The following is a 19,734-nucleotide window of genomic DNA, read 5'->3' on the forward strand; positions in this document are numbered from 1 at the left end:
CTATCCGGGCGGGAGTTATTCCGCCGTCATTGCGACCGACTGCTGTTCACCAGCCTGCTTCTTCCGAAACACGCGAGCAATCACCCGAGAAGGTCATGTTTTCAATTGTTGAAGCCGGATCGCGGGCCCGTTACTGGGACGCACCACCAACGCCTCACCCATTTTGTGTATGACACAATTTGAACAAATGCAACGCAAATGTTATCATACGTATATATGAGATCGCGCGGGTTGCAAAACCCGTTGAGCGAAACTTCGCTCCTGAACAAATGGTAAATTTGGAACTTTAGAATGGGGCGGGGCAGCCGGAAGCCCCGCGGCAACGGTCGCCCGCCGCCGCCCGGGACCCCCGGCGCCCGATTCGCGCCCCGGCCCGCTCAGGGGTTTTCCGGGCCGAACAAGGACTTACCCGAAACCGTCAGTCGACAACGCAGAACCGTCCCGCTTTCGGATTCCGTGATGTAGAGCCAGCGTCCGTCGGGGCCGCCGAAGGCGATGTTGGTGGTGAACAGGCCCACCTCGGAGACGATGCGCCATTTTGCCGCACCCAACCGGTCGAAGCCCCAGACGCAGCCGTTGCCGGCGTGCGCCACCCACAGGCCGCCGTCGGCGTCCAGCGCCAGCCCGTCCGGACCCGACAGCCCGCCGGAGATCTGGATGAACAGCCCGACCTTGGAGGTGGTGCCGTCCATGGCCAGCGGCACGCGCCAGATGGCGTTGGCCCGGGTGACGGCGACGTAGATCGCCGTTTCCGCCCGGTTGGGGACCAGCCCGTTGGGGCTGGGCAGCGTATCGAACAGGCAGGTCAGACGGCCGTCGGCCGACAGGCGGTACAGCCGCCCGGTCGGATCGTGGAGTCCGGTCTGCCCCTGGTCGGTAAAGTAGAGGTCGCCGCCGGCGGAGAACACCAGGTCGTTGACGCCCTTGAAGCGCTCCCCGCGGTTGCGCTCCAGCACCGGCTCGATCCGCCCCGTGGCGGGGTCCAGCACCAGGATGCCCAGCTTGTAGTCGGCGATGAACAGACGGCCGTCGCGGTGGAAGGCCAGGCCGTTGGGCTCCCCGTCATATTCGGCGACCACGGTGAAGACGCCGTCGGGTGACAGGCGGAGGATGCGGCCCCACGGGATGTCCACCAGCCAGAGGTTGCCGGCCGCGTCGAAGGCCGGGCCTTCCAGGAAGGAGTGCAGCTCCTCCCCCCGCTTGTTGGCGTCTGCCCAGGCGCTGCGCCGGCCGATGCGGCGCAGGCTGTCGGGCAGGCGGGCGAAGACCTCGGCCTTCAGGATCTCGGGTGGCGGGTAGAGGTTCATGGTGTCACGTCCACGGTTCGACGACGGGAGAGATAGAGGCGGCGCAGCAGCAGCCCGCCGCCGAGAGCGAAGCCGATGGACGTGGTCAGCGGCTCGGGCGCGTAGATCAGCGCCGCCGATGCGGCCAGCGCCAGCCGCTCCGCCACCCCCAGCCGGCCCGCGAAATAGCCGGCCACCGCCGCCGCCAGCAGCAGCACCGCCAGGGTCAGCGCGCCGATGGCCAGCACCACGCCGGGCAGCGCCGCCGGCGACAGGTCCTGCAGCATCAGCTCGGGCTGGTAGACCCACAGGAAGGGGAAGACGAAGGCGACGATGCACAGCCGCATGCTGTGCGCCGCGATCTTCAGCACCGGTTCTCCGGCGATGGCGGCGGCGGCGAAGGCGGCCAGCGCCACCGGCGGCGTGATCGCCGACATCACCGCGAAGTAGAAGACGAACAAATGGGTGGTGAGGGTCGGCAGGCCGAGCTGGCTGAGCGCCGGCCCGGCGGCGAACACCACCAGCAGGTAGGAGGCCGCCGTCGGCAGCCCCATGCCGAGCAGCAGCGCGCAGCCCGCCGCCGCGATCAGCGCCAGCAGCAGGTCGGCCCGGCCCAGGGCGACGATCCCCTGGCTGACCTTGATCGCCAGTCCGGTGGACGACACCGCGCCGATGACGATGCCGATGGCGGCGCAGGCCACCGCCACGGCCAGCCCGTCGCGCCCGCCCTCCACCAGCATGGCGGCGATCCGGCGCGGCCCCGGCCGCGTCTCGGGGAACAGCGCCGACAGCACCAGCAGCGCCGCGATCGCCCCCAGGCCGCAGAGGTCGACGGAATAGCCGGCGAACAGCAGCACCAGCAGCACCGCGAAGGCCCCCGACACCACCGCCATCTGGGCGCGCCGCTCCGCCGTCCACACCCCGTCCACCCCTTCGGGCGGGCGGATGCCCAGCCGGGCCGCCTCCAGCGCCGTCACGCAGGACAGAGAGAACAGGAACAGCAGCGACGGCACCAGCGCCGCCAGCATGATGTTGGCGTAGGGGATGCCGGTCACCTCCGCCATGATGAAGGCACCGACCCCCATCACCGGCGGCATGAGCTGGCCGACCACCGACGACGACGCCTCCACCGCCCCGGCGTAGGCCCTGGAGAAGCCGGCGCGGTGCATCATGGAGATGGTGATCGCGCCGTTGGCCACCACGTTGGCCGGCGCCGACCCGTTGATGGAGCCGAACAGCGCCGACGCGACGATGGCGCACTGGGCCGAGCCCGAGCGCCGGCCCATCGCCAGCACCCCGGCGGCCCAGTCGAAGAAGGACGCCGCCCCGGTGACCCGCAGCGCCGCGCCGAAGATCACGTAGATGAAGACGATCTCCACCACCGACCCCAGCGCCACGCCGAAGATGCCGTTGCTGCCGTAGGCCAGCTCGAACGTCTCGCCGACCGACAGGCCGCGATGGCCGATCCAACCCGGCAGCAGCCCGCCCAGCATCATGTAGGCCATGGCCGCCAGCACCACCGACAGCAGCGCCCAGCCCTCGGCCCGCCGCGCGCCTTCCAGGACCACCAGCGTGCCCACCACGTACGCCGCCATGTCCCGCGCGTTGGGCAAACCGTCGCGGAAGGCCGCGATGTCCCGGTAGTTCTCGATCATGTAGATGCCGGAGACCGCACCGCCAGCGGCCAGCGCCAGCGACAGCAGCGCATCGGCCAGCGGCCGGTCGCGCAGCGGCCCCGGCCGCAGGGCGAAGAGAGCGCCCAGCGCCAGGATCAGCACCACCTCGTACTGCACCCAGGCGGTGAGACGGCCGTGCACGGCGGCGATCAGGATGAACAGGGACAGCGCGCCGCACAGGGTCAGGCCGATCCACCGGCGCACCGTTTCCACGGTGGACGCCGTTTCGATGGTCGATGTCGTCAGGGTCATGCCGCGGATTCCGTCGGCCTGCGCCGCTTACAGCGCGCCGATGTCGGCCAGGCAGCGCCGGGCGCCGGGGTGGAGTTCCGCCGACAGGCCGGAGGCGGCATTGGCCGGATCCACCATCGCCAGCGCCGCGGAACCGGCGCGCACCGCCTCCACCTGGTCCCAGAAGGTGCGGCACAGGGTGTAGGCGGTGTCCTCCGCCATGTCGGCGCGCACCACCACCATGAAGGGGAAGGTCCAGAAACGCACGTCGCCGTCGCTCGCGACGCGGCCGCCGTAGGCCTCGGCGATGCGGGCGGCGGGGATGGTCCGATAGACGTAATGGGCGCCGTTCTCGATGGCCGCCTGCAGGGCCGGCAGGCTGCCGGGGTCGGGCGAGACGAAGCGCAGCCGGGTGCCCCGCGACGCCTGGTCGATGCCGGCCTGGGGCACGCTGCCCCACACCAGCGTGGCGTCGATCTGGCCGTTGCCGAGGCGGTCCAGGGAGGCGCCGTAGTCCAGATACTCGGTCTTCACGTCGCCGCGGTCGGGGTCGATTCCGTGCACCTTGAACAGATGGGTGGAGACGCGGCCGGCGTTGCCGCCGGGACGGCCGATGCTGACCCGGCGTCCCTTCAGGTCGGCCAGCGTGCGCACCGGGCTGTCGTCGCGCACCACGTACTGGCCCATGCCCGTGTCGATGGCGAACAGCACCCGCAGGCGGCGGTAGCCCTCCACCAGTTCCGGCGGGTCCTCCTTGAAGCTGCCGGTGCTGCCGAGCGCGTCCAGGTAATGGGGCGCGCCGATCAGCGACAGGTCGGCCCGCCCCAGGGAGAGCAGCCTCAGCCCCTTGGCGGTGCCGGTGGCGATGGGGGTGATGCGCAGGCCGGTCTTCTGCCGCCCCAGCACCTCCGACCAGGCCATGGCGAGCTGGAAGTCCTCGCTGGTCAGGGACACCGTGGCCATGGTCAGCTCGGTCGCGGCGACGGGGCCCGGCCGCAGCAGCGCCGCGGCACACAGCAGGAAGACGGCGATGGAGCGGCGAAGGGTGTGGGGCACGGGTCTGTGTCTCCTCCAAAGGACGGGCGGGCCGGCGGAACGTTCACACGGACGTGGGTGCGGGGGCCGGGGTGATTCCGACGATGCCCTCCGCGCTCAGCCCATCGATCTCCGCGTCATCGAGGCCGAGGTCGGCCAGCACCTCCCGCGTGTGCTGGCCGGCGCGGGGAACGTCGCGGTAGACGCCCGGCCGCCGGCCGTCGAACTCGACGGGCAGGGCCGGCAGGCGCGTGCGCGCGCCCGACGGCAGCCCGACGTCCAGCAGGCCGCCGGACCGGTCCAGATGGGGATCGTCGTAGAGCTGGTCGGGCCGCACGATGGGGGCGAAGGGCAGCCCCAGCGCTTCGAAGGTCTGCGCCAGCGCGTCGCGACCGTGCTCCCGGCACACCGCCGCCACCGCCGGCAGGATGCGGTCGCGCGCCGCCACCCGCAGCGGGTTGGTGGCCAGCGTCGGATCGTCCAGCAGCGCCTCCAGGCCGAAATGGCGGCAGAAGGCGGCCCACTGACCGTCGCTCACAAGGCCCAGGAACAGGTGCTCGCCGTCGGCGGTGGTGAAGACGTCGTACACCGCCCAGGCCGCCAGCCGTTCCGGCATGGGGGCGGCGGGGACGCCGGTCACGGCGTACTGCGCCATGTGCTGGCCCATCAGGAACACGTTGTTCTCGAACAGGCCGGCGCGCACCAGCCGGCCGCGGCCGTCGCGGTCGCGCGCCCGCAGGGCCGCCAGCACGGCCAGGGCCGCGAACAGCCCGCCCATGACGTCGTTCACCGACGCGCCGGCGCGCAGCGGCCGCCCGCGCGGGCCGGTCATGTAGGCGAGGCCGCCCATCATCTGCACCACCTCGTCCAGCGCCGTGCGGTTCTCGTAGGGGCCGGGCAGGAAGCCCTTGAGCGAGCAGTAGACGAGGCCGGGGTTGGCGGCGGACAGGGTGTCGTAGCCCAGGCCCATGCGCTCCATGGAGCCCGGACGCAGGTTCTCCACCAGCACGTCGGCGCCGCCGACGAGGCGGTGCACCAGCGCCGTCCCCTCCGGCCGGGTGAGGTCGACGGCGACGGAGCGCTTGTTGCGGTTGTAGGTGGCGAAGAAGCCGGCGCCCGACCCGGTCAGGGTCCGCGTCTTGTCGCCGCCGGGCAGCGGCTCGACCTTGATGACGTCGGCGCCCAGGTCGGCCAGCACGAGGCCGCAGGACGGCCCCATGACCATGTGGTCCAGTTCGATCACCCGGATTCCGGCGAGCGGAGCCTGCGTTTCGGCGGTCATGGCGGTCGTTCCGTTCACGCGGTGGCAGGCGGTGCGCCGCGGAATCCCTTGGGCAATCCGGCGCGGTGGATGTGGCCGACGAAACGCTCGCCGGGCAGTGCGGCCTCAAGGGCGCGGCGGGCGTCGAGCAGGCGGCCGATGTCGATTCCGGTCCGCAGACCCATGGATTCCAGCATGTAGACGAGATCCTCGGTGACGATGTTGCCGAGCGCCCCCGGGGCGAAGGGGCAGCCGCCGAGGCCGCCCAGCGCCGCGTCGAAGGAGCGGATACCGGCCTCCAGCCCGGCCAGCGCGTTGGCCAGGCCCAGGCCGCGGGTGTCGTGCAGGTGCAGCGCCGTCAGCCGCTCCCCGATCCCGGCGCGCACCGCCGTCACGACGCGGCGGATCTGCGCGGGGTCGGCGTGGCCGGTGGTGTCGGCCAGGCTGACGTCGTCGGCCCCGGCTTCGGCCAGCGCCGCCGCCAGCCGGCACACCTCCCGCTCGTCCACCGCCCCCTCGTAGACGCAGCCGAACACCGTCGACAGGCCGGCGGACAGCTGCGGCCGCCGCTCCGGCTCCAGCGACGCGAGGAAGGCGACGATGCGGACGAACTCGGCCAGTTGCTCGTCCGGCGTGCGGCGGACGTTGGCCAGGCTGTGGCTGCGGCTGACCGACAGGGTGAAGGTCAGCTTGTGCACGCCCGCGGCCACGGCGTCCCGCGCCCCGCGCAGGTTGGGCACCAGCGCCGCCACGGTCAGGCCGGGGATGGTGCGGGCCAGGGCGACCACGGCCGCCGCATCGGCGAACTGCGGCACCACCCGCTCCGGCACGAAGGAGCACACCTCGATCTCCCGCACGCCGGCCGCCGCCTCGGCGGAAATCCACGCCGTCTTGACGGCGGTCGGCACGAAATCCTTCACGCTCTGCAGGCCATCCCGCGGCCCCACCTCGCAAATCTCGACGGTGTCGGAAACCAACGCGAACTCCCCCGGCCGGCGTCCACCGCCCTCATCTCATGAACTTAATGGTGTAAATGAACGATGCCATCTGCACCGCACCGCGTCAATCCCGCACATTCCGGCACTTTTTCCGCGATTTCTCGCGGAATGAATATACTTGTATGATTCCGGCGACCACCGTCTACCCGCCGGTCCGGGCCACCAGGGGGACGCCGTCGGCCACGCGGTCACCCGGGTGCAGGACGACGGGGGTCCCGGCCTCCAGCCCGTCGCGGATCTCCGCCGCGCGCTCGTTGACCAGCCCGACCGTCACATGCCGCAGCTCCGCCCGCCCTCCGGTGGCGGCGAAGACGGCCCAGCGGTCGCCGTCGCGGAACAGGGCGCCGGCGGGCAGCATCAGCGCGTCGTCGCTGGCCCGCACGACGATGCGCACCTCCACCCGGAAGCCGTGGCCCAGCGATGCCCGGCGCCCCGGCGGGTCGGTCAGGTCGATGATGACGTTGACCCGCTGCTCCTCGACGCCCAGGGCCGACACCTTGGTGAAGCCGTAGGGCTCGACGCGGCGCACCCGGCCGGCCAGTTCCTCCTCGCCGCCCCAGCGGACGATGCGCACGGGCGCCCCCGGCGCCACCCGCACCGCGTCGGTGGACAGCAGCGGCACCACCACCTCCAGGTCGCCGGTGTCGCCGATCTCGACGATGGGCGTGCCGGCGGTGACGACGCCCTCGCTCTCGGTCAGCACCCGCAGCACCTGCCCGTCGACCGGGGCGGTGACAGGCAGGCAGCAGACCGCCTCGCCGGCGGCGGCGCGGGCGGCCGCGGCGGCGGGGTCGATCAGCGCCGCCCGGGCGGTGGTGAGCTGGTGGTGGCGCACCCGCCGCTCCGCCTCGGCGGTGGCCAGCGCCGCCTCGCGCGTCGCGACGTCCAGGGTGGCGAGGTCGAGGGCGCGCGGCGATGCGGTGCGCGTGCGCGCCAGTTCCGCGGCACGGTCCAGCTCGGCGCGGGCGAAGCCCAGTTCGGCCTGCGCCCGGGCCACCTCGGCGTCGGCCAGCGCCAGCGCCGCCTCGGCCGCCGCCACCTCCGCCTCCGCCCGGACGCGCGAACGGACGTCGAGGAAGGACGGGTCGGCGGGTTCGATGGTGGCGACCACGCCGGCACCGCCGGTGACGGCGTCGCCGGCGCGCACGTCGACGCGGCGGATGCGGCCGTCCACCGGAGCCGACACCACGTAGAGGTCGCGCACCCGCGTCCACCCCTGGTCGTCGACGGTGACCTCCATGGGGCCGTGCGCCGCCGTCACCAGGTCCACCGGCACCGGCTGCGGGCGGAACAGATAGACGAGCCCCGCCGCCACCGGCAGGACGACGGCCAGGATCGCCAGCGCACGGCGGACACCGGCTCGCATGGGCTACTCCCTCGTCTTCAGCACGGCGATCAGATCCAGGCGCACGACGCGCCGGCCGACCGCCGCGCCCGCCGTCACGGCAGCGGCGAGGACGACCAGGACGGCGCGCCCGTAGGTCCGATCCTCCACCTCCAGTGGCACGCGGAACAGCTCGGTGTCGAGCCCCGCGGCGAACCCCGCGGCCAGACCGTAGCCGAGCAGGCAGCCCAGCGGCAGCGCCGCCGCCGTCAGCACGGCCAGTTCGCCCAGCAGGATGTAGGCGACCTCGCCGCGGGTGAAACCCAGGACGCGCAGGCTGGCCAGCTCCCGCCCGCGCTCCGACAGGGTTATGCGGGCGCTGTTGTAGAGGACGCCGAAGGCGATCGCCCCGCCGAACAGCATGTAGAGGGTCAGCATCATGCCCATGGATTCGGCGATGGTGTCGCGAAAGCCGCCCACCGCGGCAGCGCGCAGGGTGATGCCGGCCACCCCCGGCATCTCGTTCAGCCGGCGGAACAGGTCGCCCGCGTGCAGCGGGTCGAGCATCAGGTGCGCCCCCGACACCACCCCGCCCTCTCCCAGCAGGCGGTTCAGCGCCGCCCGGTCCATGGCGGCGCCGGCGCCGATGAACTCCTCCACCACCAGGGTGACCGGTGCCGTGACGGTGCGGCGGCGGCCCTCCAGCACCTCCACGGTGACCGTGTCGCCGGCCCCCACCCGCAGCAGCGCCGCCAGCTTGGACGACAGCACCAGCCCGGCCGGCGGCAGCGTCACCGGCCGCAGTTCGGTGTCCAGCACCCGGCTCAGCGCGGCGTCGCCGTCCAAACCACGGATCTCGGCGCGCCGCACGTAATGGCCGGCGCGCAGGCGCACGGCGACGCTGCGGAATCCCTCGGCACTGCGCACGCCGGGCAGGCGGGCCACCTCGTGCAGCACGCCGTCGTGGCGCACGTCGGTGAAGACCAGGGTGGCGTCCTGCCGGTTGGCCCGGTAGTACTGGGTTTCCACCATCAGCTCCACGGCGTCGAGGCCGAAGGTGGAACCGATCAGCAGTGCCACCGACGCCGCGATGCCCAGCGTCGTCATGGCGGCGCGCAGCGGCCGGCGCACGATGTGGCGCACCACCATGCGCGACGGCCCGTCCACCACCCGCCCCAGCGCCGCGCCGAGGACGCCGCCGCGGCGGTAGAGCACCGGCGCCGCCGGCGCCATGGCCACCGCGGGGGCCAGCGCCACCGCCCGGCGGACCGCCAGCAGCGTCCCGGCCACGGTGGCGGCGACGGCCACCAGGGCCGACGACGCGTACACCGTCGGGTCCGGCCGGTACAGCAGCACGGGAAAGCGGTAGAATTCGGCGTACAGGTGCGTCAGCCCGTACCCCAGCCAGCTTCCCAGCGCCCAGCCCAGCGCCACCCCCGGCAGGGTCAGCGCCAGCACCAGCTTCAGGTAATGCAGGCCAATCGCCATGTCGCCGTAGCCGAACGCCTTGAGAAGGCCGATCTGCTCGCGCTCCGTGTCGATCAGGCGCGACACCACCATGTGCAGCAGGAACGCCGCCACCGCCAGGAAGACCGGCGGGATCATGGTGCCGGTCATGCGGAGCTGGTCCAGCTCGCCGGTCAGGAAGGCGTCGGACATCTGGTCCCGGCGCCCGTACGCGCCGATGCCGCCGTACGGCGCCAGCAGGGAGTCGATCCGGGCGATCACGTCGGCCTCCGGTACGCCGCGCATCAGGGCGACGGACAGGTCGTTGAACGCGCCCTCCAGGTCGAACGCCGCCGCCAGCGCCCGGCGGCCCATCCAGAACACCCCGAACCGCCGGTTGTCGGGCATGAGCTGGCCGGGACCCAGGGAATAGACGTACTCCGGCGACAGGGCGATGCCGACCACCCGCAGGGTGCGCCGCCGCCCGTTGACCGTCGCCTCCACCGTGTCGCCCGGGGACAGCCCGTGCGCCTCGGCGAACGCCTCGCCGACCAGCGCCTCGTCGGGGTGCAGCGGGTCGGGCAGCCGGCCGGCGCGCACCGCCGGCGCGTTCAGCAGCGGCTCCCCCCGCTCCGGCAGGGAGACCAGGCGGGCCGACACCGGCTCCGCCACGCCGGGCATGGCCAGGGTGGCGGAGCGGACGATGCGGGTCTCGGCGCGGGCGACGCCGGGCAGTGCGCGCACCCGGTCGGCCACCGGCTCCGGCGCCCGCGTCAGGGTGGCGAACACGTCGGCGAAGCGGTAGCGCTCGTAATAGGCGATGCGCGTCTCCTCCAGCGAGCGCAGTGCCCCGAACGACAGCACCACGGTCGCCACGCCGCAGGCAATCACCACGGCGATGGCCAGCGCCTGGCCGCGGATGCGCCGGACGTCGCGCAGCAGCTTGCGGGTCAGCGCGCGCACGGCCGCCCTACCACGACAGCTCGGCCGGGGGCCGGCGGACCGGGTTGGCGCGCACGCTCTGCACCAGCCCGTCGCCGAAGGTGACGACCCGGTCGGCCATGCCGGCGATCACCGCGTTGTGGGTGATGACCACCGACAGCGTGCCGAGGTCGCGGTTGACCCGCTCGATCGCCTCCAGCACCAGCACGCCGGTGCGGCTGTCCAGCGCCCCGGTGGGCTCGTCGCACAGCAGCAGGTCGGGCCGCTTGGCGATGGCGCGGGCGATGGCCACGCGCTGCTGCTCGCCGCCGGACAACTGGGCGGGGAAATGGTCCAGCCGGGCGTCCAGCCCGACCATGTGCAGCGCCTCCTCCGGCGTCATGGGATCGGCCGCGATCTCGGTGACCAGCGACACGTTCTCCCGCGCCGTCAGGCTGGGGACGAGGTTGTAGAACTGGAAGACGAATCCCACGTGGTCGCGCCGGTAGCGGGTGAGCCCCCGGTCGTCGAAGGCGGTGAGGGCGGCGTCGCGGAACCGCACCTCGCCGGCGCTCGGCCGGTCGAGCCCGCCGAGGATGTTCAGCAGCGTCGATTTGCCGCTGCCCGAGGGGCCCAGCAGCACCACCAGCTCCCCCGCGCCGAGGTCCAGGTCGACGCCGCGCAGGGCCTGAACCGCCAGGGGGCCGGTGCCGTACACCTTGGTCAGCCCGCGCACCGACAGCACGCAGGCGTGCCGGTCCGGGGCTGTCGCGGGCGGGTCCGCCATGCTCGTCCTCCACCGCTCGCCGATCGGCCGGCAGTCTACGGCAGCGGGGCCGGCGTGCCTACCGGGCCTGTCGGGGCAGCAGCCGCGCGTTCGCGCTTACGCCAGGCGTTCGATGCGCCGGGCCGCCTCGTCCAGGATGTCGACGGCGGCGTGCAGGGTCGCGGCGTCCACGTCCTCGCGGCCCAGACGCAGGGTCAGCGCGTTGCGCAGGTTCTCCATGGCGCGGCGGACCGGCGCGCCGTCCGTGCGCCCGCGCCGCTCCGCCAGCCCGCCCAGGCGGCTGACCACCGCGGCGACCGCATCCTGTTCGGTCGCCAGTTCGGCGGTGCCGGCGGCGGTGACGGTGAACGCCTTGCGCCCGCCTTCGGGATCGGCCGGGGTGATCAGGCCCTGCTCCTCCAGCAGGCTCAGGGTGGGATAGACGACGCCGGGGCTCGGCGCGTAGGCACCGCCCGACAGCTCCTCCACGGCACGGATGATGTCGTAGCCGTGGCGCGGCTGGTCGGCGATCAGCTTCAGCAGCAGCAGGCGCAGCTCTCCGGAATCGAAGACGCGCCGGCGCCCGCCGCGGCCTTCGCCACCCTCGTGGCCGTGGCCGAAGCCACGGCGCCCGTGGCGGTGCGGCCCGCCCCCGTGCATGTGCCGCTTGCCGCAGCCGTGTTCGCCCAAACGATCGGGAAAGGGATTCATGACCCGGTCTCCGTTATTACGATATATCTTAGATATGTCAAAATACGATCGACTTCAAGAGCTTTCGGAGGCGAGCGGACCGGCGTCACGCTCCGTCCGGCCGCAGGTGCTCCAGCGGCAGGGGGGCACGGTCCTTGACGGTGCGGATGACGAAGCTGCTGCGCACGTCCCTGACCATCGGCAGCTTCAGCAGCGTGCCCAGCAGGAACCGCTCGTACCCCTGCAGGTCGGGAACCACGACCTCCAGCAGGAAGTCCGCCTCGCCCGACACGAGGTGGCAGGAGATGACCTCGGGCATGCGCGCGAACGCTTCCTGGATGGCGGTGGCGTTGTCGTCGCGGTGGCCGTCCACCTTGACGCCGACCATGACGGTCAGCCCCAGCCCGATGCGGGCGCGGGCGAGGTCGGCGCGGTAGCCGGCGATCACCCCCGCCTGTTCCAGCGCCCGCACCCGCCGCAGGCACGGCGTCGCCGACAGGCCGATGCGCTCCGCCAGGTCGGTGTTGGGCAGGCGGCCGTCGCGTTGCAGCTCCTCCAGGATGCGGCGGTCGAAGGCGTCCGGGGTTTTGAGCATCTTTCACTCCATCGGGGGCTTGCTTCGGTGGATTCCTCCAATTGCCTGGCAGGTTCGGTGAAAAGTCGCAAGGACACGCCACCCCCCGCGGGTGCATCCTCCGTCCCCTTGGGGGATACGACGGGAGGACGCCATGAGCCTGCGGACGGACGCCGCGATCGCGGTGGATGCGTTGGAAGCCTTCGCCGGGGAGGCGCTGGACCGCCACGCCCCGGTCATCCGCCAGACGCCCATGGCGGACTTGCACCGGCGGCTGGACCCCGGCCGCCTGATCGCCGCGGGCGGCCTCACCGGCGACGCCCTGCGGGCGTTCCTCGCCGCCTATCTGGACTCCGCCACCCGCCTGCACCACCCCGCCTGCATGGCCCATCAGGTGGCGGTGCCGCACCCGCTGGGCGCCGTGGCCGCCCTGGTGGACGCCTTCACCAACAACCCCATGGCCATCTACGAGATGGGGCCGTCGGCGGCGACCATCGAACACGCCGTGCTGTCCTGGATGCTGGGAAAGGTCGGCTGGCGGCCGGAACCGCTGCCGGGCACCGGCGCCGGTGACGGGGGCGGCGCCCACGGCGGCCCCCATGGCGGCGGCGTGCTGACCCACGGCGGGTCGCTCGCCAACCTCACGGCCCTGGCGGCGGCCCGCGCCCGCATGGCGCCGCGGGCGTGGGAGGAGGGAACCCCCGGCAACCTGGTGATCGTGGCGCCGGCGGGCTGCCATTACTCCATCAGCCGCGCCGCCGGCATCCTCGGGCTGGGCTGCGGGGCGGTCCGGGAGGCGCCGACCGACCCCGACGGGCGGCTCGACCCCGGCCGGCTCGCCACCTTCATCACCGGGCTGCGGCGCGAGGGCGCGCAGGTCATGGCCGTCGTCGCCAACGCCTGCTCCACCGCCGTCGGGCTCTACGACCCGCTGCGCGCGGTGGCCGGCGTGTGCCGGGACCTGGGGGTCTGGTTGCACGTGGACGGTGCCCACGGTGCCTCGGCGCTGGTGTCGCCGCGGCACCGGACGCTGCTCGACGGGGTGGACCTGGCGGATTCCCTGGTGTGGGACGCCCACAAGATGCTGCGCACGCCGGCCCTGTGCGCCGCCGTCCTGGTGCGCGACCACCGCGACCTCGACGGCGCGTTCCGGGAGGAGGCCAGCTACCTGTTCCACGACAAGGACGAGCCCGGCATGGATTTCATCCACCGCACGGTGGAGTGCACCAAGGCGGCGCTGGGCCTGCGGCTGTTCTTCTCCCTGGCGGCCGAGGGCGAGCGGGGCGTCGCTGCCCACGTCGAGCGGCAGACCGCCCTGGCGGCGGCGGCGGCCGAGCGGCTGCGGGCGCAGTCGGGGTTCACGGTGGCGGTGGAGCCGCAGAGCAACATCGTCTGCTTCCGCGTCGACGGCGACGACGCGCTCCAGCTCCGGGTGCGCCGCATCCTGACGGAGGAGGGGCGCCACTACGTCTCCTCCACCGAATTCCGCAACCGGCGCTGGCTGCGCCTCGCGCTGATGAACCCGGCCACGGAGATCGCGGACATCGAGGCGCTGATCGCGGCGATCGAGCGCATCCGGTCGCCGGCCCCTCCGGCCTGACGGCGACCGCCCCAACCGTGTGAGCCGTTCCCGCCGCACAGGCGTTGACGACGGTGCGGGCACGCGCCGCCCGCGGGACCACAGGCGGGGGAACCCATGTCGCGCGTCATCCGGGCGGTCATGACGGGGGAGCAGCGTGCGGACTTGCTGGACGGGCTGAAGGGGGTGAACGGCATCGCCGGGATATCGGTGCTGCCGGGCGCTTCGCTCTCCCCGCCCGGCGACATCGTGACGGTGCAGGTGAGCAACGACGCGGCCCGGGCCGTGCTCGCCCGCCTCGGCGAGGCCGGGGTGCTGTGCCACGGATCGGTGACGCTGAGCGAGCCCACCGCCCTCATCGCGCCCGCCGACCGGGAGGCGATCGACCGGGAAAGCAACGAGGCGGCATGGGAGGAGATCGCGGCGCAACTGCGCCGGGACACCAACGTCGGCCCCAATTTTCTCGTTCTGATGGCCGCCGCCGGTGCGACCGCAGCCATCGGCATCGTGGAAGGCACGGTCCACATCGTCGTCGGGGCCATGCTGCTCGCTCCGGGGTTCGAGCCGATCCTGCGCATCGCCTTCGGCGCGCTGACCGGCGGGCCCGGCACCGGCCCGGTCAGCGGGCTGCGCTCCATGATCGCCGGCTACGCCGTCCTCGCTGCGGGCGCCGCGGCCGCCGCACTCCTGCTGAAGGCGCTGGGCCGCGTGCCCGACGGCGGCCTGTCGGACCTCCCCCTCGTCGGGTACTGGACGCAGGTCGGCGCCCCCGGCGTGATCGTGGCCGTGATCGCCAGCGTCGCCGGGGTGGCCATCCTCGCGTCGCGGCGCACCGTCTTCGCCGCCGGCGTCATGGTGGCGTTGGCCCTCGTCCCCGGCATCACCATCGCCGGCATGGGGCTGGTGCTGGGCGAGCCCGGCATCGCTGCCCGGGGCCTGCTGCGCTGGGCTGCCGACGCCGCATGCGTCGCGGGGGCGGGCGGCATCACCCTCGCCCTGAAGCGCCGGTCCGCGCACCGGCGCCGGGTGGAGGATTGAGGGGCGCCGGAGACCGTCGGCCTGGAAACCTATGTGCACATGCGACTAAATGGCATCTTCCGCCCCCGCACCCGTTCCCCCGAGGAGCCGTCGATGACCGACCTGTCCGCCTTCCCCGTCACCGCCCGCTGGCCGGCCCGCCATCCCGAGCGCCTGCAGCTCTACTCCTGGCCGACGCCCAACGGGGTGAAGGTCTCGATCATGCTGGAGGAGACCGGCCTGCCCTACGAGGCGCACGGCGTCAACATCGGCCGTGACGAGACGTGGACGCCGGAGTTCCTGTCCCTCAACCCCAACGGCAAGATCCCGGCCATCCTGGACCCCGACGGGCCGGGCGGGCGGCCGCTGGCCCTGTTCGAGTCCGGGGCGATCCTCCAGTACCTGGCGGAGAAGACCGGCCGGTTCCTGCCCGCCGACCCGGCGGCGCGCTACGAGACGATCCAGTGGGTCTATTTCCAGATGGCCGGCGTCGGGCCGATGTTCGGCCAGCTCGGCTATTTCCACAAGTTCGCCGGGCGGGAGATCGCGGACAAGCGGCCGCTGGAGCGCTACCGCGCCGAATCCCGGCGCCTGCTGGGCGTGCTGGACGGGCGGCTGGAGGGCCGCGACTGGATCATGGGCGACGCCTACACCATCGCCGACATCGCCCTGCTGGGGTGGGTGCGCAACCTGATCGGCTTCTACGAAGCGGGCGACCTCGTCGGCTACGGCGACTTCACCCGGGTGGCCGCCTGGCTGGAGCGCGGCCTGGCCCGCCCCGCCGTGCAGCGCGGCCTGACGATCCCGCCGCGGGACTAGCGCCGCACCGACCTTTTGATCGGCGATCGGATCGCATCCCATCGGTTCCGATGGGACGCGATCCGATCTAATGCCCGATCCGCGCCAGCACGTCGGCCTTCAGGAACCGCTCGATCACCAGCATGAAGCCGACCGAGGGCACCAGCAGGATCAGCGCGGTGATGGCGGCGATCTGGTAGTTGCCGCCCATGCTCGCGTTGAACATCAGCAGCGGCAGGGTGGTGACGTCGGGCACGCCGACGAAATAGGTGCCGGTGAACTCGTCCAGCGATTCCAGGAAGACGAACACGGCGCCGGCCATCACCCCCGGCGCCGCCATGGGCAGCGTCACCTCGAAGAAGGTCCGCAAGGGGGAGGCGCCGAGGTTGCGCGCCGCCTCTTCCAGCGAGCGGTCGACGGCGGCGAAGGCGGCGGTGGTGATCCACACGGAGAAGACCAGCCCGTGCACCGCGTGCACCAGCACCACCCCGGCCACCGTGCCGTTCAGCCCCAGCGTGTAGAAGATGCGCGCCACGTTGATGTAGACGGCGACGCCGGGGAACGCCTGGGGCAGCAGGAACATCAGCAGCACCGGGCTGCGCAGCGGCAGCCGCAGGCGCGCCAGCGCATAGCCCGCCGGCACCGACACGGCCAGGCACACGGCCACCGTCGACAGCGCGATGATCACGCTGGTGAACAGCGATTCCATGGCGTTGGAGCGTGGGCGGAACACCCGCTCCCAGAAGGCGAAGCCGTACTCCAGCGGCAGGGCGTGCGGGAAGTACCATTTCTCGGCGAACGCCCACAGCAGCAGGTTCGAGATCGGGCCGAACACCGCGAACGCCAGCAGCCCCAGCACGATGCCGCGGGGTATCCAGGCCAGCGCGTCCGCCCTCACGATCCCGCCCCGCGGCGCACGCCGTGGCTGAGATAGATCCAGGCCACCAGCCCGGCCATCAGGTACGAGACCACGCCAAGGGCGTTGGCGACGCCGTAGTCGCCATGGGCGTTGATGCGGTAGGCCATGTCCACGGTGATCATGGTGGGGTTGTTGGGATTGATCATCATCGGCACCGACAGCACCGACAGCATGGTGACGAAGCTGAGGATCAGCCCGACCACCAGGGTGGGGCGGACCTGCGGCACGATGATGTCGGCAAGGATGCGCAGCCGCCCGGCGCCCAGATCGCGCGCCGCCTCGATGCCGGAGCGGTCCAGCGAGGCCATGGCCCCGGCCACCATCAGCGCCACGAAGGGCGTCTGCTTCCACACGAAGGTCACCACGATGCCGCGCCAGTCCAGCAGGCTGACCGCCTGCAGCGGCTCGATGACGCCGCCGTTGACCAGCATGGCGTTCATCAGCCCGTTTTTGGCCAGGAACGAGCGCATCATCTGCGCCGCCACGATGAAGGGGATGAACAGCGGCCAGCGGTAGAGCCAGCGCAGGATCGCCACCGCCGTCGTGTTGCGCCCCAGCGTCAGATAGCCGCCAATGGCCACCGCCAGCACCGCGACGATGGCCACGGACAGGGCGACGATCATCAGCGTGAACAGGATGTCGCGCCCGTAGAACGCGAACGCCTTGGTGAAGTTGGCGACCGACCACGCCCCGTCGCCGTCCCGGAAGGCACTGACCACCGAGAACCCCAGCGGGTACAGGAAGAACAGCGCCACCATCGCCAGGGCGGGCAGGACCAGGAGCACGCCCCACAGCGCGGGCGGCAGGGGGCGCGGCGGCGCCGCACCCCCGATGGCCGGTTCAGTTTGCGACAGTGCGCTCATAGGCTTCCAGGATGTCGGTGAAGTACGGCGCCAGCGGGAACGGCTTGCCCTTGGCCGCGAGGTCTTCGGGCGAGACGTCGGTGAACAGGCGGTTCCAGGTGGCGTCGTCCAGCTTGGCACGGACGTGCTGCGCGTCGATGCCGGGGTACCAGTTGAAGCGCTTCACGATGCCCTCGGCCTGCACCTCGGCGCCGGTCGCCAGTTCGACGAACCGGCGGGCGAGGTCGGCACCGGCCGCCCCGGCGGGGATGACGTAGTACATGGGCTGGCCGGGCAGCCCCGGCTCGATCAGGGCCAGCTTCAGGTTGGGGTTCAGGCGGCCGTCGGCCTGCCAGGTGTAGAACATGTCCACCCACACCGGGCCCATGGCGATCTCGCCGCGGTTCAGCATGTCCAGCGTGCCGGCGTTGCCGGGCGTCAGGGTGACGTCGGTGTTGAACGCCTTCAGACCGGACAGAGCCTTCTCGATGGCCGGCTTCATGGCCGCGTCGTAGGGGCCCTTCTCCAGCACCGCGGCGTCGTCCATGTGGGCGGCGGCCCAGGCGGTGACGAAGCCGACGCCGGACATGCCGCCCTTGATGCCGTTGTAGCCGAACGCTTTCGGGTGATCCTTCACCCACTGCGTCAGGTCGGCGAAGGACTTGGGCGGCGCCGTCACCAGGTCGGGGTTGTAGGCCAGCGCGATCTGGCTGTGGAACATGGGCAGGACGTAGCCGGTGACGTCGGCGCCGAGCGCGTTGCGCACGCTGTCGCGGGTGGCCAGCCCGCCCGTCGCCACGTCGGCGACATAGGCGTCCAGCAGCCCTTCCTTCACCATCTGGCCGGCCATCTTCTGGTGGATGACGGCCACGTCCATGTCGCGGGTGGCGGCCCCGGCCTTGGCCTGGGCGTCCAACTTCTCGTAGATCTTCTGCGACCCGGCGTCGCCCGGCCCGGTGCCGGCGGCGCGCACGGTGACGCCCGGCGCCAGCGTCTCGAAGCGCGGGGCCAGGAACTCGTTGATGTAGTCCACCATGTTCTGGTCGCCGGCGGTGACGACGTTCAGCACGGTCTGGGCCCGGAGCGGCGCGGCAGCGAGGCCGGCGGCAAGCGCCAGGGCGGCGACGCTGGCGGTGAGGAGGCTCGGCTTCATCGGTCTTTCCCTCTTCCTGCTGGCTGGCGGTGATGACGGTGCATGGCGGGCGGCCTCACGCCGCCCCGGCGGCGGGGTAGGCGTGCAGGGCCGACGGCGGGATGGCGATGACGACGGCGTCGCCGGGGCTGCGGCGGGCGGCGTCGTCGACCAGGAAGCGGCGCCCGCCGGCGTCGACGGCGTAGCGCCACACCCCGCCGGGATAGGACGCCTGGACGATGCGGCCGCGCAGGCACAGGGCGCCGTCCGCCGGCGCGCCGGGGTCGGCGAGGCGCGCCGCCTCGCTGCGGAAATGGGCGTGGATGCGGCCGCCGCGGCCGCCCGGCAGGTGCACCCCGCCCTCACCCAGCGGCAGGCGCACCGCGTCGTGGTCGGGACCTGCGGCGACGTCCAGCACGCCGGCTCCCGGTGCGGTGATCCCCGGCGCCGCGATCTCCGGCGCGGCGTCCAGGGCGACCACGTTGTCGGCGCCCATGAAGCTGGCGACGAAGGCGGAGGCCGGGCGATGGTACACCTCCTCCGGGGTTCCTTCCTGGGCGATGCGGCCGGCGTCCAGCACGACGATGCGGTCGGCCATTACCATGGCCTCCTCCCGGTCGTGGGTGACGTGCACGGCGGTGATGCCCAGGCGCTGCTGCAGCGCGCGGATCTCGTGGCGCAGTTCCAGCCGGATGCGGGCGTCCAGGTTGGACAGCGGCTCGTCCAGCAAGAGGATTTCGGGATCGACGGCCAGCGCCCGGCCCAGCGCCACCCGCTGCCGCTGCCCGCCGGAAAGCTGGGTGACGTTGCGCCCGCCCAGCCCCTCCAGCTTCAGCAGCGTCAGCAGCTCCTCCACCCGCGCCGCGGCGCGGTCCCGCGACCAGCCCCGCAGCTTCAGCCCATAGGCCATGTTGCGGGCCGTGGTCATGTGCGGCCACAGGGCGTAGGATTGGAAGACCATGGCGGTGTTGCGCCGCTCCGGCGGAACGGCGGTGACGTCGCGCCCGTCCACGACGATGCGCCCCTGCCGCACCGGCACAAAGCCGGACACGGCGCGCAGCAGCGTGGTCTTGCCGCACCCCGAGGAGCCCAGCAGTGCCACGAACGCGCCACGGGCCACGCTCAGCGACACCCCGTCCAGCACCGGTGCCGCGCCGTAGCCGACGGTCAGACGGTCGATCGACAGAAAAGCCATGGCGCAGCGGTATCCCCCGATGATCCAGCGGGAGTTTCCTTAGG

General features: G+C 72.3%; 17 protein-coding genes. 3 read left to right on the forward strand and 14 right to left on the reverse strand.

Going from position 1 to position 19,734, the window contains the following annotated elements; genetic code table 11:
- Nucleotides 1–377: 377 nt before the first annotated feature.
- The 10 genes from G472_RS0116680 to G472_RS0116725 all read right to left on the reverse strand — a co-directional run bounded on the left by G472_RS0116680 (nucleotide 378) and on the right by G472_RS0116725 (nucleotide 12,229).
- Nucleotides 378–1,307, reverse strand: a complete 930-nt coding sequence (locus tag G472_RS0116680) for an SMP-30/gluconolactonase/LRE family protein (RefSeq protein WP_029009314.1) — start codon at nucleotides 1,305–1,307, stop codon at nucleotides 378–380.
- Nucleotides 1,304–3,214, reverse strand: a complete 1,911-nt coding sequence (locus G472_RS0116685; RefSeq protein ID WP_029009315.1) for a TRAP transporter permease — start codon at nucleotides 3,212–3,214, stop codon at nucleotides 1,304–1,306. Before G472_RS0116685 ends, G472_RS0116680 begins: the two co-directional genes overlap by 4 nt.
- Before the next feature lie 27 nt (nucleotides 3,215–3,241).
- Nucleotides 3,242–4,249 (reverse strand): TAXI family TRAP transporter solute-binding subunit, encoded by a 1,008-nt coding sequence (locus G472_RS0116690; RefSeq protein WP_029009316.1) that lies wholly within the window; start codon nucleotides 4,247–4,249, stop codon nucleotides 3,242–3,244.
- A 43-nt stretch (nucleotides 4,250–4,292) separates the two neighbouring features.
- Complete coding sequence (locus G472_RS0116695) at nucleotides 4,293–5,510, reverse strand: CaiB/BaiF CoA transferase family protein (protein ID WP_029009317.1); 1,218 nt, start codon at nucleotides 5,508–5,510, stop codon at nucleotides 4,293–4,295.
- A 14-nt stretch (nucleotides 5,511–5,524) separates the two neighbouring features.
- Entirely contained in the window at nucleotides 5,525–6,466 is a 942-nt protein-coding gene (locus G472_RS0116700; RefSeq protein WP_029009318.1) for a hydroxymethylglutaryl-CoA lyase, read from the reverse strand.
- A 163-nt stretch (nucleotides 6,467–6,629) separates the two neighbouring features.
- Entirely contained in the window at nucleotides 6,630–7,853 is a 1,224-nt protein-coding gene (locus tag G472_RS0116705; RefSeq protein WP_029009319.1) for an efflux RND transporter periplasmic adaptor subunit, read from the reverse strand.
- A 3-nt stretch (nucleotides 7,854–7,856) separates the two neighbouring features.
- On the reverse strand, nucleotides 7,857–10,220 hold the full coding sequence (locus G472_RS0116710; protein ID WP_029009320.1) for an ABC transporter permease: 2,364 nt from the start codon (nucleotides 10,218–10,220) through the stop codon (nucleotides 7,857–7,859).
- A 7-nt stretch (nucleotides 10,221–10,227) separates the two neighbouring features.
- The gene (locus tag G472_RS0116715; RefSeq protein ID WP_029009321.1) at nucleotides 10,228–10,965 is read right to left on the reverse strand and encodes an ABC transporter ATP-binding protein; all 738 of its coding nucleotides are present in this window, start codon (nucleotides 10,963–10,965) and stop codon (nucleotides 10,228–10,230) included.
- Nucleotides 10,966–11,061: 96 nt separating this feature from the next.
- Nucleotides 11,062–11,655 (reverse strand): PadR family transcriptional regulator, encoded by a 594-nt coding sequence (locus tag G472_RS0116720; protein ID WP_156927144.1) that lies wholly within the window; start codon nucleotides 11,653–11,655, stop codon nucleotides 11,062–11,064.
- A gap of 85 nt (nucleotides 11,656–11,740) precedes the next feature.
- Entirely contained in the window at nucleotides 11,741–12,229 is a 489-nt protein-coding gene (locus tag G472_RS0116725; protein ID WP_029009323.1) for an Lrp/AsnC family transcriptional regulator, read from the reverse strand.
- A 133-nt stretch (nucleotides 12,230–12,362) separates the two neighbouring features.
- Here G472_RS0116725 and G472_RS0116730 point away from each other — a divergent pair, with 133 nt between their 5' ends.
- From G472_RS0116730 to G472_RS0116740, 3 genes are all read left to right on the forward strand, one after another.
- Complete coding sequence (locus G472_RS0116730; protein ID WP_029009324.1) at nucleotides 12,363–13,808, forward strand: pyridoxal phosphate-dependent decarboxylase family protein; 1,446 nt, start codon at nucleotides 12,363–12,365, stop codon at nucleotides 13,806–13,808.
- 96 nt (nucleotides 13,809–13,904) lie between these two features.
- Nucleotides 13,905–14,825, forward strand: coding sequence for a DUF389 domain-containing protein (locus tag G472_RS0116735; protein WP_029009325.1), 921 nt, complete (start codon nucleotides 13,905–13,907; stop codon nucleotides 14,823–14,825).
- A gap of 93 nt (nucleotides 14,826–14,918) precedes the next feature.
- Nucleotides 14,919–15,623 (forward strand): glutathione S-transferase N-terminal domain-containing protein, encoded by a 705-nt coding sequence (locus tag G472_RS0116740; RefSeq protein ID WP_029009326.1) that lies wholly within the window; start codon nucleotides 14,919–14,921, stop codon nucleotides 15,621–15,623.
- Between the two features lie 67 nt (nucleotides 15,624–15,690).
- Here the strand turns inward: G472_RS0116740 and G472_RS0116745 are convergent, their stop codons facing one another.
- Genes G472_RS0116745 through G472_RS0116760 form a run of 4 tightly spaced genes read right to left on the reverse strand, consistent with a single transcriptional unit; the run spans nucleotide 15,691 to nucleotide 19,690 of the window.
- Nucleotides 15,691–16,500 carry an ABC transporter permease gene (locus tag G472_RS0116745; protein ID WP_051340917.1) on the reverse strand — a complete coding sequence of 270 codons (810 nt, stop codon included), beginning with the start codon at nucleotides 16,498–16,500 and terminating at the stop codon, nucleotides 15,691–15,693.
- Nucleotides 16,497–17,384, reverse strand: a complete 888-nt coding sequence (locus tag G472_RS0116750; RefSeq protein ID WP_084536704.1) for an ABC transporter permease — start codon at nucleotides 17,382–17,384, stop codon at nucleotides 16,497–16,499. The genes G472_RS0116745 and G472_RS0116750 overlap by 4 nt, the downstream gene beginning before the upstream one ends.
- Nucleotides 17,362–18,516: an extracellular solute-binding protein gene (locus G472_RS0116755; protein ID WP_035692714.1), complete on the reverse strand. Its 1,155-nt coding sequence runs from the start codon at nucleotides 18,514–18,516 to the stop codon at nucleotides 17,362–17,364. The genes G472_RS0116750 and G472_RS0116755 overlap by 23 nt, the downstream gene beginning before the upstream one ends.
- Before the next feature lie 55 nt (nucleotides 18,517–18,571).
- Nucleotides 18,572–19,690 carry an ABC transporter ATP-binding protein gene (locus tag G472_RS0116760; RefSeq protein ID WP_029009330.1) on the reverse strand — a complete coding sequence of 373 codons (1,119 nt, stop codon included), beginning with the start codon at nucleotides 19,688–19,690 and terminating at the stop codon, nucleotides 18,572–18,574.
- Nucleotides 19,691–19,734 lie beyond the last annotated feature (44 nt).

It is taken from the genome of Azospirillum halopraeferens DSM 3675 (genome assembly GCF_000429625.1).
GTDB classification, from domain to species: Bacteria; Pseudomonadota; Alphaproteobacteria; order Azospirillales; family Azospirillaceae; genus Azospirillum; species Azospirillum halopraeferens.

Coding starts and splice junctions, on each gene's coding strand:
- G472_RS0116680 (WP_029009314.1), bottom strand. CDS start 1,307: ATGAACCTCTACCCGCCACCCGAGATCCTGAAGGCCGAGGTCTTCGCC.
- G472_RS0116685 (WP_029009315.1), bottom strand. CDS start 3,214: ATGACCCTGACGACATCGACCATCGAAACGGCGTCCACCGTGGAAACG.
- G472_RS0116695 (WP_029009317.1), bottom strand. CDS start 5,510: ATGACCGCCGAAACGCAGGCTCCGCTCGCCGGAATCCGGGTGATCGAA.
- G472_RS0116705 (WP_029009319.1), bottom strand. CDS start 7,853: ATGCGAGCCGGTGTCCGCCGTGCGCTGGCGATCCTGGCCGTCGTCCTG.
- G472_RS0116715 (WP_029009321.1), bottom strand. CDS start 10,965: ATGGCGGACCCGCCCGCGACAGCCCCGGACCGGCACGCCTGCGTGCTG.
- G472_RS0116720 (WP_156927144.1), bottom strand. CDS start 11,655: ATGAATCCCTTTCCCGATCGTTTGGGCGAACACGGCTGCGGCAAGCGG.
- G472_RS0116725 (WP_029009323.1), bottom strand. CDS start 12,229: ATGCTCAAAACCCCGGACGCCTTCGACCGCCGCATCCTGGAGGAGCTG.
- G472_RS0116730 (WP_029009324.1), top strand. CDS start 12,363: ATGAGCCTGCGGACGGACGCCGCGATCGCGGTGGATGCGTTGGAAGCC.
- G472_RS0116735 (WP_029009325.1), top strand. CDS start 13,905: ATGTCGCGCGTCATCCGGGCGGTCATGACGGGGGAGCAGCGTGCGGAC.
- G472_RS0116740 (WP_029009326.1), top strand. CDS start 14,919: ATGACCGACCTGTCCGCCTTCCCCGTCACCGCCCGCTGGCCGGCCCGC.
- G472_RS0116750 (WP_084536704.1), bottom strand. CDS start 17,384: ATGAGCGCACTGTCGCAAACTGAACCGGCCATCGGGGGTGCGGCGCCG.
- G472_RS0116755 (WP_035692714.1), bottom strand. CDS start 18,516: ATGAAGCCGAGCCTCCTCACCGCCAGCGTCGCCGCCCTGGCGCTTGCC.
- G472_RS0116760 (WP_029009330.1), bottom strand. CDS start 19,690: ATGGCTTTTCTGTCGATCGACCGTCTGACCGTCGGCTACGGCGCGGCA.